21 protein-coding genes and 1 tRNA gene are annotated in these 26,856 nt (G+C 69.5%); 13 read left to right on the top strand and 9 right to left on the bottom strand.

Annotation, left to right across the window (positions count from 1 at the left end; genetic code table 11):
• Nucleotides 1-177: 177 nt before the first annotated feature.
• Together AB0B50_RS23465 and polA are read right to left on the bottom strand one after the other, a co-directional pair.
• Nucleotides 178-1,128 carry a serine hydrolase gene (locus tag AB0B50_RS23465; RefSeq protein WP_362335122.1) on the bottom strand — a complete coding sequence of 317 codons (951 nt, stop codon included), beginning with the start codon at nucleotides 1,126-1,128 and terminating at the stop codon, nucleotides 178-180.
• 246 nt (nucleotides 1,129-1,374) lie between these two features.
• Entirely contained in the window at nucleotides 1,375-4,116 is a 2,742-nt protein-coding gene (gene polA / locus AB0B50_RS23460; protein ID WP_362335120.1) for a DNA polymerase I, read from the bottom strand.
• Nucleotides 4,117-4,240: 124 nt separating this feature from the next.
• Between polA and AB0B50_RS23455 the strand changes: the two genes are divergently transcribed.
• From AB0B50_RS23455 to AB0B50_RS23445, 3 genes are all read left to right on the top strand, one after another.
• Complete coding sequence (locus AB0B50_RS23455; protein WP_362335117.1) at nucleotides 4,241-6,520, top strand: FdhF/YdeP family oxidoreductase; 2,280 nt, start codon at nucleotides 4,241-4,243, stop codon at nucleotides 6,518-6,520.
• Nucleotides 6,521-6,568: 48 nt separating this feature from the next.
• Nucleotides 6,569-7,042 carry a hotdog fold thioesterase gene (locus AB0B50_RS23450; RefSeq protein WP_362335114.1) on the top strand — a complete coding sequence of 158 codons (474 nt, stop codon included), beginning with the start codon at nucleotides 6,569-6,571 and terminating at the stop codon, nucleotides 7,040-7,042.
• A gap of 138 nt (nucleotides 7,043-7,180) precedes the next feature.
• On the top strand, nucleotides 7,181-7,579 hold the full coding sequence (locus AB0B50_RS23445; RefSeq protein WP_362335111.1) for a hypothetical protein: 399 nt from the start codon (nucleotides 7,181-7,183) through the stop codon (nucleotides 7,577-7,579).
• A 34-nt stretch (nucleotides 7,580-7,613) separates the two neighbouring features.
• Here AB0B50_RS23445 and AB0B50_RS23440 read toward each other — a convergent pair whose 3' ends face one another.
• Nucleotides 7,614-7,937, bottom strand: coding sequence for a hypothetical protein (locus AB0B50_RS23440; RefSeq protein WP_362335109.1), 324 nt, complete (start codon nucleotides 7,935-7,937; stop codon nucleotides 7,614-7,616).
• A gap of 523 nt (nucleotides 7,938-8,460) precedes the next feature.
• Here AB0B50_RS23440 and AB0B50_RS23435 point away from each other — a divergent pair.
• From AB0B50_RS23435 to AB0B50_RS23415, 5 genes are all read left to right on the top strand, one after another.
• Complete coding sequence (locus AB0B50_RS23435) at nucleotides 8,461-9,714, top strand: branched-chain amino acid ABC transporter substrate-binding protein (RefSeq protein WP_362335106.1); 1,254 nt, start codon at nucleotides 8,461-8,463, stop codon at nucleotides 9,712-9,714.
• A 163-nt stretch (nucleotides 9,715-9,877) separates the two neighbouring features.
• Nucleotides 9,878-10,807 carry a branched-chain amino acid ABC transporter permease gene (locus AB0B50_RS23430; protein WP_362335103.1) on the top strand — a complete coding sequence of 310 codons (930 nt, stop codon included), beginning with the start codon at nucleotides 9,878-9,880 and terminating at the stop codon, nucleotides 10,805-10,807.
• A 5-nt stretch (nucleotides 10,808-10,812) separates the two neighbouring features.
• Complete coding sequence (locus AB0B50_RS23425; RefSeq protein ID WP_362335100.1) at nucleotides 10,813-12,657, top strand: branched-chain amino acid ABC transporter permease; 1,845 nt, start codon at nucleotides 10,813-10,815, stop codon at nucleotides 12,655-12,657.
• Nucleotides 12,658-12,660: 3 nt separating this feature from the next.
• Nucleotides 12,661-13,482 carry an ABC transporter ATP-binding protein gene (locus tag AB0B50_RS23420; protein WP_362335097.1) on the top strand — a complete coding sequence of 274 codons (822 nt, stop codon included), beginning with the start codon at nucleotides 12,661-12,663 and terminating at the stop codon, nucleotides 13,480-13,482.
• The gene (locus AB0B50_RS23415) at nucleotides 13,482-14,198 is read left to right on the top strand and encodes an ABC transporter ATP-binding protein (RefSeq protein WP_362335094.1); all 717 of its coding nucleotides are present in this window, start codon (nucleotides 13,482-13,484) and stop codon (nucleotides 14,196-14,198) included. Before AB0B50_RS23420 ends, AB0B50_RS23415 begins: the two co-directional genes overlap by 1 nt.
• Before the next feature lie 84 nt (nucleotides 14,199-14,282).
• Here the strand turns inward: AB0B50_RS23415 and AB0B50_RS23410 are convergent, their stop codons facing one another.
• Nucleotides 14,283-14,939, bottom strand: coding sequence for a response regulator (locus AB0B50_RS23410; protein ID WP_362335092.1), 657 nt, complete (start codon nucleotides 14,937-14,939; stop codon nucleotides 14,283-14,285).
• 100 nt (nucleotides 14,940-15,039) lie between these two features.
• Here AB0B50_RS23410 and AB0B50_RS23405 point away from each other — a divergent pair.
• From AB0B50_RS23405 to AB0B50_RS23395, 3 genes are all read left to right on the top strand, one after another.
• Nucleotides 15,040-15,113 (top strand) — tRNA-Leu (locus tag AB0B50_RS23405).
• A gap of 107 nt (nucleotides 15,114-15,220) precedes the next feature.
• Nucleotides 15,221-15,985, top strand: a complete 765-nt coding sequence (locus tag AB0B50_RS23400; RefSeq protein ID WP_362335089.1) for a transcriptional regulator — start codon at nucleotides 15,221-15,223, stop codon at nucleotides 15,983-15,985.
• 119 nt (nucleotides 15,986-16,104) lie between these two features.
• On the top strand, nucleotides 16,105-18,045 hold the full coding sequence (locus AB0B50_RS23395) for an alkyl sulfatase dimerization domain-containing protein (RefSeq protein ID WP_362335087.1): 1,941 nt from the start codon (nucleotides 16,105-16,107) through the stop codon (nucleotides 18,043-18,045).
• Between the two features lie 23 nt (nucleotides 18,046-18,068).
• Here the strand turns inward: AB0B50_RS23395 and pyk are convergent, their stop codons facing one another.
• Both pyk and AB0B50_RS23385 read right to left on the bottom strand, forming a co-directional pair.
• Nucleotides 18,069-19,505: a pyruvate kinase gene (pyk, locus tag AB0B50_RS23390; RefSeq protein ID WP_362335084.1), complete on the bottom strand. Its 1,437-nt coding sequence runs from the start codon at nucleotides 19,503-19,505 to the stop codon at nucleotides 18,069-18,071.
• Nucleotides 19,506-19,625: 120 nt separating this feature from the next.
• Nucleotides 19,626-20,354, bottom strand: coding sequence for an SIMPL domain-containing protein (locus tag AB0B50_RS23385; protein WP_362335081.1), 729 nt, complete (start codon nucleotides 20,352-20,354; stop codon nucleotides 19,626-19,628).
• Nucleotides 20,355-20,494: 140 nt separating this feature from the next.
• Between AB0B50_RS23385 and AB0B50_RS23380 the strand changes: the two genes are divergently transcribed.
• Entirely contained in the window at nucleotides 20,495-22,315 is a 1,821-nt protein-coding gene (locus tag AB0B50_RS23380; RefSeq protein WP_362335078.1) for a 5'-nucleotidase C-terminal domain-containing protein, read from the top strand.
• Between the two features lie 4 nt (nucleotides 22,316-22,319).
• Here the strand turns inward: AB0B50_RS23380 and AB0B50_RS23375 are convergent, their stop codons facing one another.
• The gene (locus tag AB0B50_RS23375; RefSeq protein ID WP_362335075.1) at nucleotides 22,320-23,501 is read right to left on the bottom strand and encodes a GDSL-type esterase/lipase family protein; all 1,182 of its coding nucleotides are present in this window, start codon (nucleotides 23,499-23,501) and stop codon (nucleotides 22,320-22,322) included.
• Nucleotides 23,502-23,605: 104 nt separating this feature from the next.
• Between AB0B50_RS23375 and AB0B50_RS23370 the strand changes: the two genes are divergently transcribed.
• Complete coding sequence (locus tag AB0B50_RS23370; protein ID WP_362335073.1) at nucleotides 23,606-24,016, top strand: hypothetical protein; 411 nt, start codon at nucleotides 23,606-23,608, stop codon at nucleotides 24,014-24,016.
• Here the strand turns inward: AB0B50_RS23370 and AB0B50_RS23365 are convergent.
• A complete protein-coding gene (locus AB0B50_RS23365; RefSeq protein ID WP_362335071.1) occupies nucleotides 24,006-25,457 on the bottom strand; it encodes a SidA/IucD/PvdA family monooxygenase in 1,452 nt (483 codons plus the stop codon). The genes AB0B50_RS23370 and AB0B50_RS23365 overlap by 11 nt on opposite strands.
• Nucleotides 25,454-26,839, bottom strand: a complete 1,386-nt coding sequence (locus tag AB0B50_RS23360) for an aminotransferase class V-fold PLP-dependent enzyme (RefSeq protein ID WP_362335069.1) — start codon at nucleotides 26,837-26,839, stop codon at nucleotides 25,454-25,456. The genes AB0B50_RS23365 and AB0B50_RS23360 overlap by 4 nt, the downstream gene beginning before the upstream one ends.
• Nucleotides 26,840-26,856: the final 17 nt, after the last annotated feature.

The following is a 26,856-nucleotide window of genomic DNA, read 5'->3' as shown; positions in this document are numbered from 1 at the left end:
AAAACTGTTGCACGCCGCCCCCACGTGCCTGGACGCTTGCCTTGCACGCACATGCTTTCCTTCGTACGCGCGTACTGCCAGCGGGCCGACTCAGGCGACACTACGACAACTTACGGCGCCCAGACACCCGTCCGTGCCCGGTTTTTACCGGTTGGCCGAGACGCCGCGACAGGGCTGTTACGCGGTGGACTCCCCGTCTTCGCCTTCCGTTGGCGCCGATCCGTCGGGGACCTCGCTGATCTCGCTCTCCGGAGTGAGTCCCTGGCCCACGGCACGGCCCTTGTTGAGCCCGCGGTGCACGGCCTGTGCGACGCGTTCCACGGTTCGCACCCCGTATGCCATCGAGGGGTTGTCGTGGGTGAGGACGACGATGCGGTACGTGCGGCCGCCGCCGGTGAACGCGCCGATGCTGTGCACGCGCCAGCCGTGGGTGGCCCTGGGCAGCCAGCCGTTCTTGAGGTGGGCGCGGATGCCGCGCGGCATCCCCGCGGGCACGCCCCAGCGCTGGTCCCGCCGAACGTCGGCCATCTGCCGCAGGCCGTACGCACGCGCGCCGGGCTCGAGCACGTCGCGGGCGCCGGTGAGCACGCCGAGCAGGCGCAGCTGGTCGGCGGCCGTGGTGCGGGTCAGGCCCCAATAGCCGCCCGAGCCAAGGGTGGTGGCGGTGGTGCCGACGCGGCGCAGGAAGCGGGAGAGGTAGGGGTGGCCGAGGTCGTTCCAGAGCCGCCAGGCCGCGTTGTTGTCCGAGGCGGTGATCATGGGGCGGATCCGTCCGCGCTCCAAGCCGGTGAGTTCGCGGCGCCGGTCCTGGGAGCGGCGCAGCGCGGCCTCCATCATCAGGACCTTGGCGACGCTCGCCGCGTCGTAGCGACGGCGGTTCGCGAGGCCGCAGACCAGGCCGGTGCGGGTGTCGTGCACGGAGACGGAGACGCTGCCGGTCCTGTCCGACAGCGCCTCCCGGATGTCGTGCGACATGCGGGAGGCGAGGGCGCGATCGCGGACGGCCGTGCAGAGGGCCGGGCTCTGCCGGGTACTGGCTTCGGCGGCGGTGGCGGGTATCGGCGCCAGCAGCGCCGCGGTGACCGCCGCGACGACAGCCGAGCGGCATGTTCGCAGGTGAGGGGCCATGCCCCTCATCCTGACCGTGCCCTCGTGCCGGGGCGTTTCACCGGGGGCCACGTGGGTGAGGCGGCACCGTTCGACTGCGGGTGAGTTGTGGCTGGTCGCGCAGTTCCCCGCGCCCCTTACGGGGCGCAGCCGAGCCGTGCCCCGTCTTCAGGGGCGCGGGGAACTGCGCGAGCAACCACGAACCACCCGCAGCCGACCACGCAACCGCCCCTCCCCGAACCCTCTCCGCTCCCCCGCCCGGGAGGGCTAATGCGCTGCGGATTCCCAGTCGGCGCCGACGCCCACCGAAACATCCAGCGGCGCCCGCAGGGCCACCGCTCCCGCCATCTCCCGACGGACCAGCTCCTCCACCTTCGCCCGCTCCCCGGGGGCGATTTCCAGGACGATTTCGTCGTGGACCTGGAGCAGCATCCGGGAATCCAGTTCCGCCGCGGTCAGCGCCCCGTGCACGTTCAGCATGGCGATCTTGACGATGTCCGCGGCCGTGCCCTGGATCGGGGCGTTCAGCGCCATCCGCTCGGCCATCTCGCGGCGCTGGCGGTTGTCGCTGTTGAGGTCGGGGAGGTAGCGGCGGCGGCCGAGCATCGTCTCCGTGTACCCCGTGGCGCGGGCCTCGTCGACGACGCGGCGCAGATAGTCGCGCACGCCGCCGAACCGCTCGAAGTACGTGTCCATCAGCGCACGCGCCTCGCCCGCGTCGATGTTCAGCTGCTGGGAGAGGCCGAACGCGGACAGGCCGTACGCCAAGCCGTACGACATGGCCTTGATCTTGCGCCGCATCTCCGCGTCGACCTCGGAGCGCTCCACGCCGAACACCTGCGAGGCGACCGTCGTGTGCAGGTCCTCGCCGGACGTGAACGCCTCCAGGAGGCCCTCGTCCTCGGAGAGGTGCGCCATGACGCGGAGTTCGATCTGGCTGTAGTCCGCGGTCATCAGGGACTCGAAGCCCTCGCCGACCACGAAGCCGCGGCGGATCGCCCTGCCCTCGTCCGTACGGACCGGGATGTTCTGGAGGTTGGGGTCCGTGGAGGACAGCCGGCCCGTCGCCGCCACCGTCTGGTTGAAGGTGGTGTGGATGCGGCCGTCCGCGGCGATCGTCTTGATCAGGCCCTCGACGGTGACGCGCAGCTTCGCCTGCTCGCGGTGGCGGAGCATGATGACCGGCAGTTCGTTCTCCGTCTGGGCCGCGAGCCAGGCCAGGGCGTCCGCGTCCGTGGTGTAGCCGGTCTTCGTCTTCTTCGTCTTGGGGAGGTTCAGCTCGCCGAAGAGGACTTCCTGGAGCTGCTTGGGCGAGCCCAGGTTGAACTCGTGCCCGGCGGCGGCGTGCGCCTCCTTCACGGCCTGCTGTACCGCGCCCGCGAACTGCTGCTCCATGGCCTCCAGATGGGCGCGGTCGGCCGCGATGCCGTGCCGCTCCAGGCGGGCCAGGAGCGTGGAGGTCGGCAGCTCGACGTCCTTCAACAGGTCGCCCGCGCCCACCTCCTGGAGCTTGTCGCCGAAGGCCGTGCCCAGGTCGAGGATCGTGCGGGCCTGCGCCATCAGGGACTCGGCCTCGGCCTGGTCGTCCTCCTCCGTGCCGAAGGCGAGCTGTCCGTCGGCCGCCGAGGCGGGGGCCAGCTCACGGCCCAGGTACTCCAGGGAGAGCGCGTCCAGGGCGAAGGAGCGGCGTCCCGGCTTCACCAGGTACGCGGCGAGCGCCGTGTCCATGGTGACGCCGTCCACCGTCCAGCCGTGCTCGGGGAAGACCCGCATCGCGCCCTTGGCGTTGTGCATGACCTTGGGCTTGGCCGGGTCGGAGATCCAGGACGCGAAGGCGTTCTCGTCGGACTCGTCGAGCGCCGACGGGTCGAACCAGGCCGCCGCGCCCCCCGCGGCGGCCAGCGCCACCTCCGTGACCGTGCCCGCACCCAGCTGCCAGGTGTCGACCGTGGCGACGCCGAGCACCGCCTTGCCGTGCTCGGCCAGCCACGGGGCGAGCTCGCCCGCCCCGAGGACCGCGCCGTCCAGTTCGACGCCCGGCTCGGCCGGGGTCTGCTCGGCCTCCTCGGCGCCCGGGTCGACGGCCAGGAGGCGCTCGCGCAGCGAGGGGTTACGGATCTCCAAGGTGTCCAGGACCAGGGCGAGCGCCGTGCGGTCGTACGGAGCGCGCTCCAACTCCTCGACCCTCTTGGGCAGTTCGACGTCGCGCACCATCTCCGTCAGACGGCGGTTGAGCTTGACCGCCTCCAGGTGGTCGCGGAAGTTCTGCCCGGCCTTGCCCTTGACCTCCTCGGCGCGCTCGACGAGGTCGGCGAACGAACCGAACTGGTTGATCCACTTCGCGGCGGTCTTCTCACCGACGCCGGGGATGCCGGGGAGGTTGTCCGACGGGTCGCCGCGCAGCGCCGCGAAGTCGGGGTACTGGCTCGGGGTCAGGCCGTACTTCTCCTGGACCTTGTCCGGAGTGAAGCGCGTCAGCTCCGAGACGCCCTTCGTCGGGTACAGCACCGTCACGTGGTCGGTGATCAGCTGGAAGGAGTCGCGGTCGCCCGTGACGATCAGGACCTCGAAGCCCGCCGCCTCCGCCTGGGTGGCCAGGGTGGCGATGACGTCGTCCGCCTCGAAGCCGTCGACCGCGAAGCGCACCGCGTGCATCGCGTCGAGCATCTCGCCGATCAGCTCGACCTGGCCCTTGAACTCGTCGGGGGTCTTGGAGCGGTTCGCCTTGTACTCGGGGAACTCCTGGGAGCGCCACGTCTTGCGCGAGACGTCGAAGGCCACGGCGAAGTGCGTGGGCGCCTCGTCGCGCAGCGTGTTCGCCAGCATCGACGCGAAGCCGTAGATCGCGTTCGTCGGCTGGCCCGTCGCGGTCGTGAAGTTCTCCGCGGGCAGCGCGAAGAACGCCCGGTACGCCAGGGAGTGCCCGTCCATGAGGAGCAGGCGGGGCCGCTGCTCGCCACTCGGCTTCGTCGCGGTCTCGGACTTCTTCTTCGCTGCTTTTTCTGCCACGTCCCCGATCCTGCCACGCCCCACTGACAGTCCGGTCCCACCTGGCCCCGGCCCCCGGCGTTGTCACCGTCGCGTGGGAGGATCGGAGACATAGCTCACGCACGTGCTCGAAGGGGAGCCGACCATGGCAAGCAAGCCGCCCAAGGGTGATCCGGTCCAGGACGCGCCGCAGGTCGCGGAGGTGCAGCACGCGGCGGCGGGGCTGCCTGCCATCGGTCACACCCTGCGCATCGCACAGCAGCAGATGGGCGTGCGCCGCACCGCGCTGACGCTGCTGCGCGTCAATCAGAAGGACGGCTTCGACTGCCCCGGCTGCGCCTGGCCCGAGCCGGACCACCGCCACAAGGCGGAGTTCTGCGAGAACGGCGCGAAGGCGGTCGCCGAAGAGGCCACGCTGCGCCGCGTCACCCCCGACTTCTTCGCCGCGCACCCGGTCGCGGACCTCGCCACCCGCAGTGGGTACTGGCTGGGTCAGCAGGGCCGCCTCACCCACCCCATGTATCTGGCGGAGGGCGCCGCGGCGTACGAACCCGTCTCCTGGGAGCGGGCCTTCGACATCATCGCCGAGGAGATCGCGGCGCTGGAGAGCCCGGACGAGTCCGTCTTCTACACCTCGGGGCGCACCAGCAACGAAGCGGCGTTCCTGTACCAGCTGTTCGCCCGTGAGCTCGGCACGAACAACCTCCCCGACTGCTCGAACATGTGCCACGAGTCGTCGGGCTCCGCGCTGACCGAGACGATCGGCATCGGCAAGGGCAGCGTCCTCCTGGAGGACCTCTACAAGTCGGACCTGATCATCGTCGCCGGGCAGAACCCGGGCACGAACCACCCGCGCATGCTCTCCGCCCTGGAGAAGGCCAAGCGCGGCGGCGCGAAGATCATCACGGTCAATCCGCTGCCCGAGGCGGGCATGGAGCGCTTCAAGAACCCGCAGACCCCGCAGGGCATGCTCAAGGGCACCGCCCTGACCGACCTCTTCCTGCAGATCCGCCTCGGCGGCGACCAGGCCCTCTTCCGCCTCCTGAACAAGCTGATCCTGGAGACCCGGGGGGCGGTGGACGAGGAGTTCGTCCGCGAACACACCCATGGGTACGAGGAGTTCGCCGCCGCCGCGCGCGACGCCGACTGGGACGAGACGCTGAAGGCCACGGGCCTGACCCGCGAGCGCATCGAGGAAGCGCTGCGCATGGTCCTCGCCTCCAAGCGCACCGTCGTGTGCTGGGCGATGGGCCTGACCCAGCACAAGCACTCCGTGCCGACGATCCGCGAGGTCGTCAACTTCCTGCTGCTGCGCGGCAACATCGGCCGCCCCGGCGCCGGGGTCTGCCCCGTGCGCGGCCACTCCAATGTGCAGGGCGACCGCACGATGGGCATCTTCGAGCGACCCGCGCCCGCCTTCCTCGACGCCCTGGAGAAGGAGTTCGGCTTCGCGCCGCCCCGCCACCACGGCCTGGACGTCGTCCGCGCCATCAAGGCGCTGCGGGACGGCGAGGCGAAGGTGTTCTTCGCGATGGGCGGCAACTTCGTGGCGGCCTCCCCCGACACGGACGTGACGGAGTCGGCGATGCGCCGGGCCCGCCTGACCGTGCACGTCTCGACGAAGCTGAACCGCTCGCATGCCGTCACGGGCGCGCGTGCCCTGATCCTGCCGACGCTGGGCCGTACCGAGCGCGATCTTCAGGGGGGTGGCGAGCAGTTCGTGACCGTCGAGGACTCGATGGGCATGGTGCACGCCTCGCGCGGCCGCCTGGAGCCCGCGAGCAAGCAGCTCCTGTCCGAGCCCGCCATCGTGTGCCGCCTGGCGCGCCGCGTCCTCGGCAGCGAATCCCGTACGCCCTGGGAGGAGTTCGAGAAGGACTACGCCACCGTGCGCGACCGCATCGCGCGCGTGGTCCCCGGCTTCGAGGACTTCAACGAGAAGGTGGCGCGCCCCGGCGGCTTCGCCCTGCCGCACGCCCCGCGGGACGAGCGCCGCTTCCCCACCGCCACCGGCAGGGCCAACTTCACGGCGGCCCCCGTCGAGTACCCGGCCGTGCCCGAGGGGCGGCTGCTGCTGCAGACCCTGCGCTCCCACGACCAGTACAACACCACGATCTACGGCCTCGACGACCGCTACCGCGGCATCAAGAACGGCCGCCGTGTCGTCCTCGTCAACCCGGACGACGCCCGTGAGCTCGGCCTCGCCGAGGGGACGTACGCCGATCTCGTCAGCGAGTGGCAGGACGGCGTGGAGCGCCGCGCGGACGGCTTCCGGATCGTGCTCTATCCGACGGCCCGGGGCTGCGCCGCCGCGTACTACCCCGAGACCAATGTGCTGGTCCCGCTGGACGCCACCGCGGACACCAGCAACACCCCTGCCAGCAAGTCCGTCGTCGTACGCCTGGAACAATCGGCGATCGACTGAGCGTTTGCTCAGCGACAAGGTGACGACGAACGAACGGAGCAGGGCCCCATGGGCGAGCAGCACCACGTGAAGTTCCCGCAGGAGGTCATCGACGAGTACGCCTCGCTCGGTGTCGACCTGCCCTCCCTGTTCTCCGCGGGGCACCTCGGCACCCGCATGGGCGTCCAGGTCCTGGAGGCCTCCGCCGAGCGCGTCGTCGGCACCATGCCGGTCGAGGGCAACACCCAGCCGTACGGCCTGCTGCACGGCGGCGCGTCCGCGGTGCTCGCCGAGACGCTCGGCTCGGTCGGCGCGATGCTGCACGGCGGCCTCAGCAAGATCGCCGTCGGCGTGGACCTGAACTGCACGCACCACCGCGGCGCCCGCTCCGGCCTGGTCACCGGCGTGGCGACCCCCGTGCACCGGGGCCGCTCCACGGCGACGTACGAGATCGTGATCAGCGACGAGCAGGACCGGCGGGTGTGCAGCGCGCGCCTGACGTGCATGCTGAAGGACGTGCCCACGGACGGCGCGGCCGGCTGATCCCGCGCGGCGAGCGCACGGCGCGGGCACATTGAGCGGGCGCACAGAGCAGGCACACACGACGGGTGCACACGGCGGGCGCACACGGCGGGCGCACACGCATTGTCGGAGCGTGAGGCTCCGGTCTAGCGTCGGTGCATGAGGCACCGGATACGGCTCTGTGCGCTCGCCCTCGCTCTCCCCCTGACCCTCTCCACCGTCGGCTGCGGCGACTCCGGAACCCCGGACGCGGACGCCACCACGAGCAGCCCGGAGGCCTCCCCCAGCACCACGTCGCCCTCCGATCTGTGCGCGACGATCATCACCAAGTGGGCCCGGGAGATCTACGAGTCGGGCGACCCGGGCTACGGCGACTACCAGTCGATGGGCCTGTCGAACGGGCAGTACATGATCCTGCGCCATATCCTGGACGCCGCACGCGCCGAGCGCAGAAGCGAATCGGCCGCCGCGGGGCGGAAGTTGATCGACCGTCAGGCACGCGAGCGGTGCGCGAAGCGCTACCGCGACGGCGGGCCGAGCGGCGGGCCGTGGGTATGAACGCCATCGGCCCTGTCGAGCCGGGCGAGGACACCTACGGCCACGAGACCGCGACGCCGCCCCAGGTGCGGCTCGATCCGCGGCGGCTGCGGCACCGCCGCACCGCGGTGGCGGTCACGGCGGCCGCGGTCGTCGGCGCCGCCGGGCTCACCCTGTATCTGACCCGCCCGGAGCCGCCGCCCCCACCGCCGCCGCCCTGGCCGTCGCAGAGCGTGTCGGTGCGGTACGCGGGCGGGATGTCACACCCCACCGCCGGGGACCGGAACTTCACCTTCTCCGTCACCCTCACCCAGGAGTCGGGACCGCCGACGACCGTCCGCCGGGTCACCCAGCCGTCGGCGGCGCTTTCGGTCAGCACATCCCCTCCCACCCCTTTCGCGGTGAAAACGGGAACCCCCCGGAAGTTGATCATCACGATGCACATTCGCGAATGCGGAGAAGTGCCACGGAACGCCGGACTCCCTTTCCTGGAAGTAACACTGCGTAATGCGCGCGCAATCGAGAAGCAGAGTTACATCCTCGGTCCGGAATACGCGAATGATCTTTCTCGCGCCCTCACCGCCGCATGCCCGCGAACACGGATGTCATGAGTCAAACACACTTACAGTCCTGCCAGTTGTCCTGGAGATTCTCAGCATGCGGATACGTCGAGATCCGCCGAACAAGGCCATATTCAGCCCCAACCGCCCCCTGCGTTCCAGCCCGGAATACTCCGTGGCATAACAAGAGCGTCACAGCCTTGGTCCGACCACTCCACCTGGAACAAAGGCGCCCTTAGAGTCACGGCCAGTCACCGCGCCCACCGGATTCCTGTCAGTTCGGTTCCGCGCTCGACTCGGCATCCCAACAAGGGACAGCCGTGCCAGGGGAAAGGACTGATCGTGCGTCAACGTTCGCTCATAGCCATCACCGCTGCACTCACCGCGGGGGCTCTCACCCTCACCGCCTGTGGCTCGCGCGACGACGATAAGGACGGCGATACCGGGAGCAAGACCACGGTGGTCATCGGTGTCGACGCGCCGCTGACCGGCGAACTCTCCGCGCTGGGCCTCGGCATCCGCAACTCCGTCGACCTGGCCGCCAAGCAGGCCAACGCCAAGAACTACGTCGACGGCGTCACCTTCAAGATCCAGGCGCTCGACGACCAGGGCCAGCCCTCGTCCGGCCAGACCAACGCCACCAAGCTCGTCGCCGACGAGGACGTGCTCGGCGCCGTCGGCCCCCTGAACTCCTCGGTCGCCGAGTCGATGCAGAAGGTCTTCGACGACGCCAAACTCGTCCAGGTCTCCCCCGCCAACACCAACCCCGCCCTCACCCAGGGCGCGGACTGGAACGGCGGCAAGAAGGCCCGTCCGTACAAGTCCTACTTCCGCACCGCGACCACCGACGCCATCCAGGGCCCGTTCGCCGCGCAGTACCTGTACAACACGGCCAAGAAGAAGAAGGTCTACGTCGTCGACGACAAGAAGACCTACGGCGCGGGCCTCGCCGCCACCTTCAAGGACGAGTTCACCAAGCTCGGCGGCAAGGTCGTCGGCACCGAGCACATCAACCCGGACACCAAGGACTTCGGCGCCGTCGCGACCAAGATCCGCAACAGCGACGCCGACCTCGTCTACTACGGCGGCGAATACCCCCAGGCAGGCCCCCTCAGCAAGCAGATCAAGCAGGCCGGGTCCAAGGCCCCGCTCGTCGGCGGCGACGGCATCTACAGCGCCGACTTCATCAAGCTCTCGGGCAAGCAGGGCGTCGGTGACTTCGCCACCTCCGTCGGCCAGCCCGTCGAGGACCTGCCCTCCGCCAAGGAGTTCATCGCCAACTACAAGAAGGCCGGCTACAAGGAGGCCTACGAGGCCTACGGCGGCTACTCCTACGACAGCGCCTGGGCGATCATCGAGGCCGTCAAGAAGGTCGTCGACGACAACGACGGCAAGCTCCCCACCGGTGACGACACCCGCTCCAAGGTCATCGACGCGATGAAGGGCGTCTCCTTCGACGGCGTGACCGGCAAGGTCTCCTTCGACGAGTACGGCGACGCCACCAACAAGCAGCTCACCGTGTACCAGGTGAAGTCGACCGACCCCAAGACCGGCTGGAAGCCCGTCCAGTCCGGCACCTACACCGGGTCCAACTAGCACCCGACCCGCAGCCCACGACATGCCGCGCGGGGCGCCGCAAGCCAGCGCCCCGCGCGGTGTCGCATCCGTCGCATTCGTCACCTGGAACGTGCGGCCGCGCGCAGGCCGATGAGCCACCGCGAGACGGCCGTACGACAACGAAAGACTCGGAGGACCTGCGGTGCACGAACTGCCGCAACAGCTGGTCAACGGCCTGCTATTGGGATCCATGTACGGCCTGATCGCCATCGGCTACACAATGGTCTACGGCATCGTCCAGCTCATCAACTTCGCCCACGGCGAGATCTTCATGACCGGCGGTTTCGGTGCCCTCACGGTCTGGCTCTGGCTCCCCGCGGGAACCAGCGTCTGGACCGCGCTCCCCCTCATGCTGATCGGCGCCATCTTCGTCTCCACCACCATCGCCATCGGCGCCGAGCGGTTCGCCTACCGCCCCCTGCGCGGAGCGCCACGCCTGGCCCCGCTGATCACCGCCATCGGCCTCTCGCTCGCCCTGCAGCAGGCCGTGTGGGCCTGGTACCCCGAGGCCAAGTCGGCCCGCTCCTTCCCCGAACTCCCCGGCGGCACCATCCACATCGGCTCCGTCACCATGCAGCCCGCCGACGTCTTCCTCCTCGTCACCGCCCCCATCTGCATGATCATCCTCGGCTACTTCGTCATGAAGACGCGCATCGGACGCGGCATGCAAGCCACCGCCCAGGACCCCGACACCGCCAAACTCATGGGGATCAACACCGACCGCGTCATCGTCGTCGCCTTCGCGATCGGCGCCGCCTTCGCGGGCATCGCCGCCGTCTGCCGCGGCCTCAAGTACGGCCAGATCGACTTCCGCATGGGATTCATCCTCGGCCTCAAGGCCTTCACCGCGGCCGTACTCGGCGGCATCGGCAACATCTACGGCGCCATGATCGGCGGCGTCGTCCTCGGCCTCGCCGAGTCCATGGCCACCGCCTACATCAACGACGTGCCCGGCATGGACAAGCTCGGCGGCCAATCCTGGGCCGACGTCTGGGCGTTCGTACTTCTCATCATCGTCCTCCTCGTCAGGCCCCAGGGCCTCCTCGGCGAGCGCGTCGCGGACAGGGCGTGACATCCATGACCACACAGACCACAGCGGCCGACAGCCCTCTCCCGCACAAGGACAAGGCCCCCACCGGCCTCATCGCCATCCCGCCCGGACCCGCCCGCGCGCTGGCCACCGGCGGCGGCGCCCTCACCGTCGTCTCCGCCTTCCTCGCCTGGACCTGGACCGCCGCGTTCCCCGGCGACCTCACCGTCTACGGCTACCCCGGCGGCCTCCAATGGCTCGTGCTCATCTCGGGCGCCCTGACCACGCTCCTCGGCCTCGCCTCGTACGGCGTGCGAGGCGTGCGCGCACTCGCCCCCGCCGGAGCCGACGCCGCCCTCAAGTACGCCGCGCTCGCCGGCTTCGCCACCGCCTGGTACACGATGTTCGCCATCAGCGCGGAGCTCGGCGGACTCGCCAACCTCGAACCCGGCGGCTGGATCGCGGCCCTCGCCACCCTCGCCGCGCTCGTCGGCGCCCTGGCCCTGCCCTTCGACCGGCCGCACACCTACCCGGTGGACCCCGAGGACAGCGCCTGGGAGCAGTTCAAGCACCGCGCACGCAACGGAAAGACGGTCCTCAAGGGCGCCTTCGCCGCCGAGGCTCCCCCCGCGCCGCGCAAACTCAACTCGTACGTCGAGATCCTCATCATCATCGCCGCCCTCGCCGTCGGACTGCTCGTCTTCACCTACGGCATCGGCACCGAATACGACCAACTCTTCATCGGGTTCCTCATCACCGTCGGCTTCGGCTTCGCCGCGCTCGCCAAGGCCGGACTCGTCGCCCAGGTCTCCACCTACACCGCACGGCACCGCAACATCACCCTCACCGGGGCGTTCCTCGCCGCCGCGGCGTTCCCCTTCACCCAGAGCAACGACCAGTACGCCACCACCGGCGTCTACATCCTCATCTTCGCCACCGTCGCCCTCGGCCTGAACATCGTCGTCGGCCTCGCCGGACTCCTCGACCTCGGATACGTCGCCTTCCTCGGCGTCGGCGCCTACGCCGCGTCCATGGTCTCCGGGGCCCCGTCCTCACCCTTCGACGTCCATCTGCCCTTCTGGGGCGCAATCCTCGTCGGCGCCTGCGCCTCGCTGGTCTTCGGCGTCCTCATCGGCGCCCCCACCCTGCGGCTGCGCGGCGACTACCTCGCCATCGTGACCCTCGGCTTCGGCGAGATCTTCCGCATCGCCGCCAACAACTCCGACGGATCGTCGGGCCCCGACATCACCAACGGCTCCAACGGCATCTCCTCCATCCCGAACCTGAAGATCTTCGGCTTCGACTTCGGCCTGCAGCACAGCATCGGCGGCTTCACCATCGGCCGCTTCGCGAACTACTTCTTCCTGATGCTGCTCATCACCCTCGTCGTCGTCCTCGTCTTCCGGCGCAGCGAGAACTCCCGCATCGGCCGCGCCTGGGTCGCCATCCGCGAGGACGAGACCGCCGCGCTCGCCATGGGCATCAACGGCTTCCGCGTAAAGCTCATCGCCTTCGCACTCGGCGCCTCCCTCGCCGGACTCGCCGGCACCGTGCAGGCACACGTGACCTACACCGTCACACCCGAGCAGTACCTGTTCGCCAACTCCGTCCCGCCCAACTCCGCCTTCCTCCTGGCAGCCGTCGTCCTCGGCGGCATGGGCACCATCAGCGGGCCCCTGGTCGGCGCCGCGCTGCTCTACCTGATCCCGACCAAGCTCCAGTTCCTCGGCGATTACCAGCTGTTCGCCTTCGGACTCGCCCTCGTGCTCCTCATGCGCTTCCGCCCCGAAGGCCTCATCCCGAACCGCCGCCGCCAGCTCGAGTTCCACGAGGCCGAACTCGAACCCGGCGAGACGCCGCCGCCCGCAGTCCTCAGCAAGACAGGGGCCTGACCCATGACCACAGACATCACCAAAGAGGACGCCACCCCGGCCACCCCGGCCGGTGAGACCGTCCTCGACGCCCGCGGCGTCACCATGCGCTTCGGCGGTCTGACCGCCGTCCGCTCCGTCGACCTCACCGTCAACAGCGGCGAGATCGTCGGCCTCATCGGCCCCAACGGCGCCGGCAAGACCACCTTCTTCAACTGCCTCACCGGCCTCTACATCCCCACCGAGGGCGAAGTCCGGTACAAGGGCACGGTCCTGCCCGCCAAGTCGTTCAAGGTCACGGCGGCCGGCATCGCCCGTACCTTCCAGAACATCCGTCTCTTCGCCAACATGACGGTCCTGGAGAACGTGCTCGTGGGCCGTCACACGCGGACGAAGGAGGGCCTGTGGTCGGCGCTCCTTCGCGGCCCCGGCTTCCACAAGGCCGAGGCCGCCTCCCGGACGCGCGCCATGGAGCTCCTGGAGTTCGTCGGCCTCGCCGACAAGGCCGACCACCTCTCCCGCAACCTCCCCTACGGAGAACAGCGCAAGCTGGAGATCGCACGGGCACTCGCGAGCGAGCCCGGCCTCCTGCTCCTCGACGAGCCGACAGCCGGCATGAACCCGCAGGAGACCCGCGCCACCGAGGAACTGGTCTTCGCCATCCGAGAGATGGGCATCGCCATCCTCGTCATCGAGCACGACATGCGCTTCATCTTCAACCTCTGCGACCGCGTCGCCGTCCTCGTCCAGGGCGAGAAACTCGTCGAAGGAACCAGCGAAACGGTCCAACAGGACGACCGCGTCATCGCCGCATACCTCGGCGAGCCCTTCGAGGAGAACAACTGATGACCGCACTCCTTGAGGTCGAGGACCTCCGCGTCGCCTACGGCAAGATCGAGGCCGTCAAGGGCATCTCGTTCACGGTGGAGGCCGGCCAGGTCGTCACCCTGATCGGCACCAACGGCGCGGGCAAGACCACCACGCTGCGCACCATCTCCGGTCTGCTGAAGCCGGTCGCGGGCTCGATCAGGTTCAACGGCAAGGCCCTGCGCAAGTACCGCGCCGACCAGATCGTGCAACTGGGCCTCGCCCACTCCCCCGAGGGCCGCCACATCTTCCCGCGCATGACCATCGAGAACAATCTCCGCCTCGGCGCCTATCTGCGCTCCGACAAGGCGGGCATCGAGAAGGACATCGCGCGCGCGTACGAGCTCTTCCCGATCCTGGGAGAGCGCAGGAAGCAGGCGGCGGGCACCCTCTCCGGCGGCGAGCAGCAGATGCTCGCGATGGGCCGGGCCCTGATGTCCCAGCCGAAGCTCCTGATGCTCGACGAGCCCTCCATGGGCCTCTCGCCGATCATGATGCAGAAGATCATGGCGACCATCGCCGAGCTCAAGGCGAACGGCACGACGATCCTCCTCGTCGAGCAGAACGCCCAGGCGGCGCTCTCCCTCGCCGACCAGGGTCACGTCATGGAGGTCGGAAAGGTCGTCCTCTCCGGGACGGGCAACGACCTGCTGCACGACGAGTCGGTGCGCAAGGCGTACCTGGGCGAGGACTGAGGTTCTGCCCCCTACACGAGGAGGCCCGCACCCCGGGAACGGGGTGCGGGCCTCCTCATATGCCTGCGCGTACGGAATCCGGGGCTAGCCCTTCGCCGCCTTCTTCTCCTCGGCGTCCTCGATGACGGCCTCGGCGACCTGCTGCATGGACAGGCGGCGGTCCATCGACGTCTTCTGGATCCACCGGAACGCGGCGGGCTCGGTGAGGCCGTACTCGGTCTGGAGGATCGACTTCGCGCGGTCCACCAGCTTCCGGGTCTCCAGGCGCTGGGAGAGGTCGGCGACCTCCTTCTCCAGCGTCTTCAGCTCCGTGAAGCGGGAGACGGCCATCTCGATCGCCGGGACGACGTCGCTCTTGCTGAAGGGCTTCACGAGATACGCCATCGCGCCCGCGTCACGGGCCCGCTCGACGAGGTCGCGCTGCGAGAAGGCGGTGAGCATGAGGACCGGGGCGATGGACTCCTCGGCGATCTTCTCGGCCGCGGAGATGCCGTCGAGGACGGGCATCTTCACGTCCAGGATCACCAGGTCCGGCTTGTGCTCGCGGGCCAGCTCGACGGCCTTCGCGCCGTCGCCGGCCTCGCCTACGACGCTGTACCCCTCTTCCTCGAGCATCTCTTTGAGGTCGAGCCGGATCAGGGCCTCGTCCTCGGCGATGACGACGCGGGTCGTCAGCGGCGGGACGTGCGACTTGTCGTCGTCGGACACGTCGGTGGGCTGGGGCGACTCGGGGGCGGTCACGGGGGCTCCTTGTTCAGGGCAGGGGTACTGCTCCCAAGAGCCTACCTAGCTGCGATATGGTGGGCAGGCAGCGGGTCGAGGCTAACCTTCGATTCGTTGGGCCCTGGTAGCCCAATCGGCAGAGGCGATGGTCTCAAACACCATTCAGTGTGGGTTCAAATCCCACCCAGGGCACTTTTCCTTCGATCCGAAGGTCGTCGACGGAAAGTGGATGTTCCCGTTCTCGTGAATATCTGTCTTTCTCTGCGTGTCACTACCGGCCATCAAGCACCGTGCCTCACATGTACGACATGGGTACCCGCGCGCGGGCATTGGCTCTGGTCGACCAGGGCCGCAGTCTGAACTCAGTCAGCAAGGAGACCGGGGTCTCGCGGGCGGCGATCCGGTCCTGGCAGTCACGCATCGAACCGCTGCCTCGCATGCAGCATCAGCCATGCGTCCGGTGTGCTCCTGTCCCCAAGCCACCACCCGACAGTGCGGCTTACTCGTACCTCCTTGGGCTCTATCTCGGCGATGGCTGCATCAGTGCAGGCGTGCGGACGGGCTACTTCCTTCGCGTCGCCTGTGCCAACTCTTGGCCCGGCCTCATCGAGGCCTGCGCCGCAGCCATCGAATCCGTCAATCCCAGCGGAAAGTCCAACCGCGTGCAGGCAGTGGGCTACGTCTCGGTGGTTGGCTACAGTCGGCACTGGCCCTGCCTCTTCCCCCAGCACGGCCCCGGCAAGAAGCACGAGCGCACGATCGCCCTCGAACCCTGGCAGCAGGCGATCGTCGACGCCCACCCGTGGGAGTTCATCCGGGGGCTCATCCACTCCGACGGCTGCCGCATCACCAACTGGACGACCCGCGTCGTCGGCGGCGAGCGCAAGCGCTACGAGTATCCGCGGTACTTCTTCACCAACCTCTCGGGCGACATCATCCAGCTCTTCACCGGCACCCTCGACAAGCTCGGCGTCGCCTGGAAGGCGGCCAACCACCGCAACATCTCCATCGCCCGCAAAGCCTCCGTCGCCCTCATGGACACCCACGTAGGCCCCAAGTACTGACCCCCATCGCTCCCGGGCAATAGGACGCGTCACTCCTCTCCCGCACCCCCATTGGGACCTGCCCCAAATCCCCTCCGCTTCCTTGCCCCTCCCTACGCCCCACTGCGACGTTCGGCCCCATGACTCCGTTGAACCGTCGCAACTTCGTCGCCGCGGCCGCGGGTGCCGCCGCCGCGGCTGTCGCCCTCAGTCCCGAGACCGCTTCCGCCCTGCCCGCCGGGGAGCAACGCGGCGCCACCGACGAGGGCGAGCTCGACTTCCACGACCGGGACGACTTCGAGGCCGCCGGCAAGGGGTTCATCGCCGCCCTCACGCCCGGCGTCGTCAAGAACGCCAAGGGGCAGGTCGTCTGGGATGCCGACGCGTACAAGTTTTTGGAGAAGAGCGCCCCGAAGACCGCCAGCAAGAGTCTGTGGCGGCAGTCGCAGCTCGTGTCGAAGCAGGGGCTCTACAAGGTCGCCGACCGGATCTATCAGGTCCGTGGGCTCGATCTGTCCAATATGACGCTCATCGAAGGGGACGCCGGTGTCGTCGTCATCGATCCCCTCATCTCCGCCGAGACCGCCGCCGCCGCGCTCAAGCTCTACCGGAAGCACCGGGGCGACCGGAAAGTCACCGGGCTCATCTACACCCATCCCCACGTCGATCACTTCGGCGGCTGCCGTGGCGTCCTGCCGGACGGGGCGCGTGACGGCGTGCCGATCCTCGCCCCCGACGGCTTCATGGAGCACGCCGTCTCCGAGAACGTCTACGCGGGTACGGCGATGCAGCGGCGCTCCGGGTACATGTACGGGGCCCAGCTGCCCAAGTCGGCCGCGGGGCAGATCGGTTGCGGGCTCGGGCAGACCGTGTCGCTCGGGTCGATCGGGCTGATACCGCCCACCAAGGACATCACCGAGACGGGGCAGACGGAGACCGTCGACGGTGTGCGGTTCGAGTTCCAGATGACGCCGGGTACCGAGGCCCCTGCCGAGATGAACTTCTTGCTGCCCGAGCTCCGCGCCGTCTGCATGGCCGAGAACGCTACGCACACGATGCACAACATCATTACGTTGCGCGGCGCGCAGGTGCGTGATGCCCGGCAGTGGGCGCATTACCTGAATGAGTCCGTCACGCTTTTCGACGGGAAGGTCGATGTTGCGTTTGCTTCGCACCATTGGCCGACGTGGGGCGGTGATCTCATTGTGGAACTTCTTGAGCAGCAGCGGGATCTGTATGCGTACATGCATGATCAGACGTTGCGGATGATCAATTCGGGGATGACGGGACGGGAGATCGCCGAGGAGATCGAGTTGCCGCCCGCGCTCGCCGAGGTGTGGGCGAATCGCGGGTATTACGGGTCCTTGAGCCATAACGTGAAGGGGATCTACCAGCGTTACATGGGCTGGTTCGACGGGAACCCCGCGCATTTGTGGGAGCATCCGCCGGTCGCCGAGGCGAAGCGGTATGTGAGGGCCATGGGTGGGCGTTCGGCGACCATTGCCAAGGCCAGAGGGTTCGCCCGCGACGGTGATCTTCGGTTCGCCGCCACGCTGCTCAATCACGTCGTCTTCGCGGATCCGGAGAACAGGCACGCCAAGTCCGAACTCGCCAAGGTCTACACGCGGCTGGGCCAGGCCTCGGAGAACGCGGTGTGGCGGAACTTCTATCTCACGGGTGCACAGGAGTTGCGCGAGGGCATCCAGGAGTCGCCGACGTCCGTGGTGAGTCCGGACATGATGCTGGCGTTGGACGTGGACCAGCTGATCGATTCCGTGGCGATACGGATCGAGGGCCCCAAGGCGTGGGACCTGAAGCTGCGGATGGACTGGAGCCTGCCCTCGCTCGGCGGCAAGGTCTGGCATCTGACGCTGCGGCACGGCGTGTTGACGTATCGCAGTGACACGAAGGCCGACCCGGAGGCCGGGGTCACGCTGACCATGACCAAGCCGCAGCTGCTGGCGATGCTGGCCGGCAAGGGGCTCGGCGACATCGACGTGAAGGGTGACGCGTCGCTGCTGACCGAGTTGCTCGGCGTGGTGGGGAAGCCCGATCCGAACTTCCCCATCGTGACGCCGTAGCCACAAGTGACGCGGAGGCGCCGCTACTTGGGGCTGTCGTCCTCGCCGATGTGGTGGATCCGTACGAGGTTCGTGGAGCCGGGGACTCCGGGCGGGGACCCGGCCGTGATCACGACGGTGTCGCCCTTGCGGCAGCGGCCGATCTTCAGGAGCAGTTCGTCGACCTGGTCGACCATGGCGTCGGTGGATTCGACGTGGGGGCCGAGGAAGGTCTCCACGCCCCAGGTCAGGTTGAGCTGGGCGCGGGTGGCCGCGTCCGGGGTGAAGGCGAGCAGCGGGATCGGCGAGCGGTAGCGGGACAGGCGCCGGACCGTGTCGCCGGACTGGGTGAAGGCGACGAGGAACTTGGCGCCGAGGAAGTCGCCCATCTCGGCGGCGGCGCGGGCCACCGCGCCGCCCTGGGTGCGGGGCTTGTTCCGCTCGGTCAGCGGGGGCAGGCCCTTGGCGAGGATGTCCTCCTCGGCCGCCTCCACGATGCGGCCCATCGTGCGGACCGTCTCGATGGGGTACTTGCCGACGCTGGTCTCGCCGGAGAGCATCACGGCGTCCGTGCCGTCGATGACGGCGTTCGCCACGTCGCTGGCCTCGGCCCTCGTGGGGCGGGAGTTGTCGATCATCGAGTCGAGCATCTGGGTGGCGACGATGACCGGTTTGGCGTTGCGCTTGGCGAACTTGATGGCGCGCTTCTGGACGATCGGGACCTGCTCCAGGGGCATTTCGACGCCGAGGTCGCCGCGGGCGACCATGATGCCGTCGAAGGCGGCGACGATGTCCTCGATGTTCTCGACGGCCTGGGGTTTCTCGACCTTGGCGATGACGGGGAGGCGGCGGCCTTCCTCGTCCATGATGCGGTGGACGTCCTCGATGTCGCGTCCGCTGCGGACGAAGGACAGGGCGATGACGTCGAATCCTGAACGCAGGGCCCAGCGGAGGTCGGCCTCGTCCTTGTCGGAGAGTGCGGGGACGGAGACGGCGACGCCGGGGAGGTTGAGGCCCTTGTTGTCGGAGACCATGCCGCCTTCGATGACGGTGGTGGTGACGCGGGGTCCGTCGACCGCGGTGACCTCCAGGGTCACTTTGCCGTCGTCGACGAGGATGCGCTCGCCGGTGGTGACGTCGTCGGCGAGGCCTTCGTAGGTGGTGCCGCAGACCTGGCGGTCGCCCTGGACGCCCTCTTCGACGGTGATGGTGAACTCGTCGCCCCGTTCAAGGAGTACGGGACCTTCGCTGAAGCGGCCGAGGCGGATCTTCGGGCCTTGAAGGTCGGCGAGGATGCCGACGCTGCGGCCGGTCTCCTCGGAGGCCTTTCGCACGCGCTGGTAGCGCTCCTCGTGCTCGGCGTAGGTGCCGTGGCTGAGGTTGAAGCGGGCTACGTCCATTCCGGCTTCGACCAGTGCCTTGATCTGGTCGTACGAGTCGGTGGCGGGGCCCAGGGTGCAGACGATTTTCGCTCGGCGCATGCTTCGACCCTAGGCCTTACCCACCGGTAGAGAATTGGTCGGGCGTGACTACTCAACAACCTTTGCATGAAGGGCTATTGACAAGTGTTGAATTGTGCGGGGCGCCGCTCCGATGAGCGGTCACCGTGCGCCCGACGCCCTCAATTCCGGTGGTGTCATGGTGAATCGGGCATTGACCTGTGCGTAGACGTGCTGGCGCTGCGGTTCGAGGTCCAGCGGCGGCGCGTCCTCCGCGAAGTCGGGCGCCCCGGCGTACGCGGCGGAGCGCATGCCGCCGGCGGGGCCGCCGTAGCCGTACGCGGGGGTGTTCTCCGCGCCGATGTCGGCGAGTTCGACGAGGGCGGCGAGGCCGGTGCCGAGCGCCTCCGCGTACTCCCGTGCGCGCTGCACGGCCTCGCGGACGGCCTGCTGTCGGGCGCGGCGGTGGACGGGCGAGTCGGGGCGCAGGGCCCACCAGGGTCCCTCGACGCGGGTGAGGTCGAGGTCGGCGAGGCGGGTGGTGAGCTCGCCGAGTGCGGTGAAGTCGGCGAGCTCGGCGGTGATGTGGACGCGGCCGTGGTAGGCGCGGATCTTCTCGCCGCGGCCGTGCTTGGTGAGCTGGGGGCTGATGGAGAAGGCGCCGGTCTCCAGCTTCTCCACGGCCTCTCCGTAGGTCTTGACGAGGTCGAGGGCGGCGGCGTTGCGCCGGGTGAGGTCGGCGAGCGCCTCGCGCCGGTCGGTGCCGCGGGCGCTGACCGTGATGCCGATGCGGGCGATCTCGGGGTCGACCTCGAGGCGTGCCTCGCCGCGGACGGCGACGCGGGGTGCGTCGGGGGTGCCGTAGGGAGTGTGGGTGGGCGTCGTTTCCATGCGGACACTCTGGCATCGCCTGGACGTACCGGACAGTCACCGGATCGAAACCTGCGGGGTCTGTTGCGGATGTGGCTGCCGGGTCAGAATCTACGCGCGCTGTCTACGCGCGTTACTTGGGTCGACCGAGGAGTACAGAAATGCCGCTGAACCGCAGGAAGTTCCTGGGCACGTCCGCCGCCACCGGCGTGGGTGTGGCGCTCACGGGGGCGGCCGTCGCGCCGTCCGCCGCCCAGGCGCACGGGAGGCCCGGCCGGCCCGGGAAGCCCGCGCAGCGGAAGAAGCGGTACTCCTTCACCGTGCTCGGCACGACGGACCTGCACGGCAACGTCTTCAACTGGGACTACTTCACGGACAAGGAGTTCGACGACAAGGACCACAACGACGTGGGCCTGGCGAAGATCTCCACGCTCGTGAACCAGGTCCGCAAGGACAAGGGCCGCGGGAACACCCTCCTCATCGACGCGGGCGACACCATCCAGGGCACCCAGCTCTCGTACTACTACGCCAAGGTCGACCCGATCACCGCCGAGCACGGCCCGGTGCACCCGATGGCGCAGGCGATGAACGCGATCGGGTACGACGCCGCGGCGCTCGGCAACCACGAGTTCAACTACGGCATCCCGGTGCTGCGCAAGTTCGAGGAGCAGTGCGACTTCCCGCTGCTCGGGGCGAACGCGCTGGACGCGAAGACGCAGAAGCCCGCCTTCCCGCCGTACTTCATGAGGCGCCTGCGCACTCCGCACGGCCGGGACGTGAAGGTGGCGGTGCTCGGCCTGACCAACCCGGGCATCGCGATCTGGGACAAGGCGAACGTGCAGGGCAGGATGACGTTCCCGGGCCTTGAGGAGCAGGCCGCGAAGTGGGTGCCGAAGCTGCGGTCGATGGGCGCGGACGTCGTCATCGTGTCTGCGCACTCCGGCTCCAGCGGCACCTCGTCGTACGGCGACCAGCTCCCGTACGTCGAGAACGCGGCGGGCCTGGTGGCCGAGCAGGTGCCCGGCATCGACGCGATCCTGGTCGGGCACGCGCACACGGAGATCCCCGAGTACTTCGTGGAGAACAAGGAGACCGGCAAGAAGGTCGTCCTGTCCGAGCCGCTGAAGTGGGGCCAGCGCCTGACCCTGTTCGACTTCGACCTGGTGTGGGCCAAGGGCCGCTGGTCGGTCGAGAAGGTCGGTGCGAAGGTCCTCAACTCCAACACGGCCGAGGAGGACAGGAAGGTCACGAGGCTCCTGGCCGACGAGCACAAGAAGGTCGTCGCCTACGTCAACCAGGTCATCGGCACCTCCAAGGCCGCGATGAGCACGGCCGAGGGCCCCGTCAAGGACGTACCGATCATCGATCTGATCAACCAGGTGCAGAAGGAGACGGTGGCCGAGGCCCTCAAGGGCGGCGCGTACGCGGCGCTGCCGGTCCTCTCGCAGGCCTCCTGCTTCTCGCGCACGGCGCAGATCCCGGCGGGCGACGTGACGATCAGGGACGCAGCGGGCCTCTACCCCTTCGAGAACACCCTGGAGGCACGGCTGCTCACGGGTGCGCAGCTCAAGGAGTACCTGGAGTTCTCGGCGCGCTATTACGTGCGGACCCCGGCGGGCGGCCCGGTCGACCCGGCGAAGCTGACGAACGCCGACAACACCCCCGACTACAACTACGACGCGGTGCTCGGCCTCACCTACGAGATCGACATCGCGAAGCCGGTCGGGTCGCGCATCGCGAAGCTCGCCTTCGAGGGCAAGGAGATCGACCCCAAGGCCGAGTTCGTCCTCGCGGTGAACAACTACCGGGCGAGCGGCGGCGGCAACTTCCCGCACATCGCGGGCGCCAAGCAGCTGTGGGCCAACTCGGAGGAGATCCGGAACACGATCATCGGCTGGGTGAAGGCGAAGGGGACGATCGACCCGGGCCGGTTCGCGTCGGTGGACTGGAAGCTGACCCGGGACGGCACGCCGGTGTTCTGAGGCGTTACAGCGCGAGGGTCGCGAGGTCGACGGCATCGGCGAGCGCCTGCGCGCCGGCGTCGTTGACGTGCAGGCCGTCGCCGCTGTCGTAGTCGTCGTGGATCCGGTCGGGGTCGGCCGGGTCCGCGACGGCGGCGGCGAGGTCGGCGTAGGCGTCGAAGGGGCTGTCGGCGCCGCGGATCCAGTCGTTGACCTCACGGGCCACGGCGACGCCCTCGGGGGTGGAGTAGCCCTCGAAGACCGTGTCCTTGTACGGGCCGACGGTGGTGGCGATCGCGGTGAGCCCGGCCGCGTGGAGTCGGTCGGCGAGGGCGGTGAAGCCCGCGATGAGCTCGGCGGCCGTCGGGACGGGCGCGGTCTCGGGGTAGGCCTCCTGGCCGGGGATGCCGAGGTCGTTGAGGCCGAAGTGGACGAGTACGTGGGTGACGCCGGGCACGTCGAGGGCGTCGCGCTGGAGGCGGGCCAGCGCGTGTTCGCCGATCTCGTCGGTGAGCAGACGGTTGGCGGACAGGCCCTGGTTCACCACCCAGCCGGTGCTTCCTGCCTCCCGCAGGCGGTCGTTGAGCAGGTCGGGGAAGCGTCGGTCGGTGTCGGTCGTGGTGCCCGTGCCCTCGAACCAGGAGTCCCCGAAGGCGACCGCGATGGCCGTGCCGGCGGGGGCGAGGACGTCGGCGCCGCTGATGAAGTGCCGTGTGACGAGTTCCTCCAGGCCTTCGACGCCGTCGAAGGCGGGCGCGGAGAGGGCGTTGCCGGGCACCGCGTAGCCGGTGCGCAGGGGCACGGCGGAGTAGGTGGACAGGCCGGTGTCCTCGGGCAGCCAGAGGCTGACGGCGAGTTCGTCGCCCGCGGCCACGGCCCGCTCGACGGGGTCGGTGACGGCGTCCTCGCCGACCGGGATGGTGAACTCCTCGGCGCCGCCGACCCGCAGGGGCGTGTCGCTGCCGGATTCTATGCCGCTGCCTTCGGTGCGAATGGCGAGGCGGGCGCCGCCGATGTGGAGGGGCTCCTTGCCGTAGCGGTTGCTGAGGCGGATGCGGACGGCGCTGCCGCCGCCGTCGAGGCGGATGATCTGGCGCAGGGTCTGGTCGGCGAAGCCGCGGAGTTCGAAGAGGTCGATGCTCTCGTGGGAGCTGATGACGGCGGAGCGGAAGGCTGCGGCCCAGGAAGCGGTGGAGTGCGTGGTCATGATGGCCCCAACCTCCCGGCCGGGTCGGATATTTCGAGGCAGAGGCCTGTTTTCGGGGAATATTCGCGCGACGCGACGGCAACGGTCGGCGCACCATTGCGCTCATGGATGACCAGCTCGTACATCTCAAGGACAGGGCGCTCGCGGTGGCGCTCGACGTCGTACTCCGGGACGTGAAGGCCACGTGCGCTGTGCAGCCGATCGTCCATGAGGAGCGGAACTTCATGGGGCTCGGCGAGGACACCATCATGCTGTACGCGCCGGGCGGCTCGGGTCAGGGCGTCTCCGTCTCCGAGTGGCAGGGGCCCGCCGAGCAGGTGGCGGATCTCGCGGACCAGGCGCAGGGCTGGGCGGTCGAGGAGTTGTGCGCCGCCGGAAAGCCCGCGACGTGGCCGGAGTGCCCCACGCACCCCGACTCGCATCCGCTGGAGGCCGGGGTGGTGAAAGGCGTCGCCGTGTGGTCGTGCCCGAGGACGCGGCAGGTGATCGCGCCGGTAGGATCCCTCAGCTCTTGAGGCGTACGAGGTTCCCGCGCTGCTCGCCGATGCGTCCCGCGGCGCCGGCGTGCGGCCCCTCGGGGGCCTGGAGGCCGAAGCTGGTGAACGCGGTGCGCTCCGGCAGGGGGTACGGCGCCTTCTCCGTCAGGGAGTTGAGGATCGTCGCGCTGCGCCAGGCGGCGAGGCCGAGGTCGGGGGCGCCGACGCCGTGGGTGTGGCGCTCGGCGTTCTGGACGTAGACGTTGCAGCCGGTGCCGGTGATGGACGGGTCGAGGACGAGGCGGTACTGCTCGTCGATGCGGGGCCGGGCGGAGGAGTCCTTGCGGATGTAGGGGTCGAGTCCGGCGAGGAGCTGGTCGAGGGGGCGCTCGCGGTAGCCGGTGGCGAGGACCACGGCGTCGGTGGTGAGCCGGGAGCGGGTGCCCTGCTGGAGGTGCTCCAGATGGAGCTCGACGCGGGTGGTGGCGACGCGGCCCGCGGTGCGCACGGAGACGCCGGGCGTGAGGACGGCGTCGGGCCAACCGCCGTGCAGCGTTCGGCGGTAGAGCTCTTCATGGATGGCGGCGATGGTGTCGCCGTCGATGCCCTTGTGCAGCTGCCACTGGTGCGGGACGAGGCCGTCGCGGACGGCTTCGGGCAGCGCGTGGAAGTAGCGGGTGTAGTCGGGGGTGAAGTGCTCCAGGCCGAGCTTGGAGTACTCCATGGGGGCGAAGGCCTCGGTGCGGGCGAGCCAGTGGATCTTCTCGCGCCCGGCGGGGCGTGCGCGCAGCAGGTCGAGGAAGATCTCGGCGCCGGACTGCCCCGAGCCGATGACGGTGATGTGCTCGGCGGAGAGCAGGAGTTCACGGTGGTCGAGGTAGTCCGCGGAGTGGATGACCGGGACGGTGGGGGCCTCGGCGAGGGGCTTGAGGGGCTCGGGGACGTAGGGGGCGGTGCCGACGCCGAGGGCGACGTTCCTCGTGTACGTGCGCCCCAGGGCCTCGGCTTCCCCGTCCGCGTCGAGCTGGGTGAAGTCGACCTCGAACAGGCCGCGTTCGGGGTTCCAGCGGACCGCGTCGATCTGGTGGCCGAAGTGCAGCCCGGGGAGGTTCTCGCTGACCCAGCGGCAGTAGGCGTCGTACTCGGCGCGCTGGATGTGGAAGCGTTCGGCGAAGTAGAAGGGGAAGAGCCGCTCGCGGGTCTTGAGATAGCTGAGGAAGGACCAGGGGCTCGCGGGGTCGGCGAGGGTCACCAGGTCGGCGAGGAAGGGCACTTGGAGGGTGGCGCCGTCGATGAGGAGACCGGGGTGCCAGTGGAAGGCGGGCCGCTGTTCGTAGAAGGCGGTGTCGAGTCCGCCGAGGGGCTGGGCGAGTGCGGCCAGCGAGAGGTTGAACGGGCCGATGCCGATGCCGACCAGGTCGCGGGGGTCTTCGGGGGTGGTGAGCGGCTGCGGCTCTGGGCGGTCGGGCGTGCCGGTCATCGGGGGGTGGTTCCTTCCACGAGCTTGAGGAGCGCGGCGAGGTCGCCGGGCCGGGTGTGGGGGTTGAGCAGGGTGGCCTTGAGCCAGCGGCGGCCGTCGAGGTCGGCGCGGCCGAGCACGGCGGTTCCCTCGGTGAGCAGCCGCCTTCGCACGTCGGCGATGCGGTCGTCGTCGGCGCCTTCGGGGCGGAACAGGACGGTGCTGATGGCCGGTGTGTCGTACAGCTCGAAGGCGGGGTGTGCCTCGATGAGGTCGGCGAACTCCCGTGCCTGGTCGCAGACTTCGTCGACCAGTGCGCCGAGCCCCGTGCGGCCGAGCGCCTTGAGGGTGACGGCGATCTTGAGCACGTCGGGGCGGCGGGTGGTGCGCAGGGAGCGGCCGAGGAGGTCGGGCAGGCCCGCGTCGGTGTCGTCGTCGGCGTTGAGGTAGTCGGCGCGGTGGCCGAGGGCGTCCAGATCGTGCGGGTCGCGGACGGCGAGCAGACCGGCCGCGGCGGGCTGCCAGCCGAGCTTGTGCAGGTCGAGGGTGACGGTGTCGGCGCGCTCGATGCCGCGCAGGAGTCCCTTGCGTACGTCGCTGAAGAGGAGCCCTCCGCCGTACGCGGCGTCGATGTGCAGCCGGGCGCCGTGGGCCGCGCACAGGTCGGCGATCTCGTCGAGGGGGTCGATGAGCCCGGCGTCGGTGGTGCCCGCGGTGGCGGCGACGAGGAACGTGTGGGGCGGCCCGCCCAGTTCGGTGAGGGCCTCGTCGAGCGCGGCGGGGTCGAGGGTGCCCGCGGGGGCGGGCACGGCGACCGGTTCGGGCAGGCCGAGGAGCCAGGCGGCGCGGGCGAGGGAGTGGTGGGCGTTCTCGCCGACGAGGAGGCGCGCGGGGCCGCGGTCGGCGTGGGCCTCGCGGGCGAGGAGCAGGGCGAGTTGGTTGGACTCGGTGCCGCCGGTGGTGACGAGGGCGTCGCCGCCTTCGTGGATCTCGGCGGCCAGCGCGCGGGTGACGAGCTCCTCCAGGACGGACGCGGCGGGCGCCTGGTCCCAGGAGTCCATCGAGGGGTTGAGGGCGGAGGCGGCGAGGTCGGCGGCGGCCGCGACCGCGAGCGGCGGGCAGTGCAGATGGGCGGCGCACAGCGGGTCCGCGGGGTCGGCGGCGCCCTCGGCGACGCTGTGGACGAGGGCGCGCAGGGCCGCTTCGGGGCCGAGGCCGCGCTCGGGCAGGACCGGTTCGGCGGCGGCCCGTACGCGCGTGGCGACGGCTTCGGGGCCGCCGGCGGGCAGCGGGCCCGTGCGCGCGGCCGCCCCCTCGCGCAGGGCGTCGAGCGCGGCCGCGAGCAACGGCCGCAGGGCATCGGGTCCTTGGGCGCCTCCGGCGAGGGGCGGCGGGGTGCTCATGAAGCGTGTCCTTCGGG

The organism is Streptomyces sp. NPDC041068 (assembly GCF_040647455.1).
Lineage (GTDB): Bacteria > Actinomycetota > Actinomycetes > Streptomycetales > Streptomycetaceae > Streptomyces.
The sequence above is the reverse complement of the archived record's forward strand: the minus strand, read 5'-3'. Positions and strand labels throughout refer to the sequence as shown.

Bases quoted from the DNA above. Each gene is read 5' to 3' on its own strand.
- AB0B50_RS23465 (WP_362335122.1), bottom strand. From the start codon at position 1,128: ATGGCCCCTCACCTGCGAACATGCCGCTCGGCTGTCGTCGCGGCGGTC.
- AB0B50_RS23455 (WP_362335117.1), top strand. From the start codon at position 4,241: ATGGCAAGCAAGCCGCCCAAGGGTGATCCGGTCCAGGACGCGCCGCAG.
- AB0B50_RS23450 (WP_362335114.1), top strand. From the start codon at position 6,569: ATGGGCGAGCAGCACCACGTGAAGTTCCCGCAGGAGGTCATCGACGAG.
- AB0B50_RS23445 (WP_362335111.1), top strand. From the start codon at position 7,181: ATGAGGCACCGGATACGGCTCTGTGCGCTCGCCCTCGCTCTCCCCCTG.
- AB0B50_RS23425 (WP_362335100.1), top strand. From the start codon at position 10,813: ATGACCACACAGACCACAGCGGCCGACAGCCCTCTCCCGCACAAGGAC.
- AB0B50_RS23420 (WP_362335097.1), top strand. From the start codon at position 12,661: ATGACCACAGACATCACCAAAGAGGACGCCACCCCGGCCACCCCGGCC.
- AB0B50_RS23415 (WP_362335094.1), top strand. From the start codon at position 13,482: ATGACCGCACTCCTTGAGGTCGAGGACCTCCGCGTCGCCTACGGCAAG.
- AB0B50_RS23400 (WP_362335089.1), top strand. From the start codon at position 15,221: ATGTACGACATGGGTACCCGCGCGCGGGCATTGGCTCTGGTCGACCAG.
- AB0B50_RS23395 (WP_362335087.1), top strand. From the start codon at position 16,105: ATGACTCCGTTGAACCGTCGCAACTTCGTCGCCGCGGCCGCGGGTGCC.
- pyk (WP_362335084.1), bottom strand. From the start codon at position 19,505: ATGCGCCGAGCGAAAATCGTCTGCACCCTGGGCCCCGCCACCGACTCG.
- AB0B50_RS23385 (WP_362335081.1), bottom strand. From the start codon at position 20,354: ATGGAAACGACGCCCACCCACACTCCCTACGGCACCCCCGACGCACCC.
- AB0B50_RS23380 (WP_362335078.1), top strand. From the start codon at position 20,495: ATGCCGCTGAACCGCAGGAAGTTCCTGGGCACGTCCGCCGCCACCGGC.
- AB0B50_RS23375 (WP_362335075.1), bottom strand. From the start codon at position 23,501: ATGACCACGCACTCCACCGCTTCCTGGGCCGCAGCCTTCCGCTCCGCC.
- AB0B50_RS23370 (WP_362335073.1), top strand. From the start codon at position 23,606: ATGGATGACCAGCTCGTACATCTCAAGGACAGGGCGCTCGCGGTGGCG.
- AB0B50_RS23365 (WP_362335071.1), bottom strand. From the start codon at position 25,457: ATGACCGGCACGCCCGACCGCCCAGAGCCGCAGCCGCTCACCACCCCC.
- AB0B50_RS23360 (WP_362335069.1), bottom strand. From the start codon at position 26,839: ATGAGCACCCCGCCGCCCCTCGCCGGAGGCGCCCAAGGACCCGATGCC.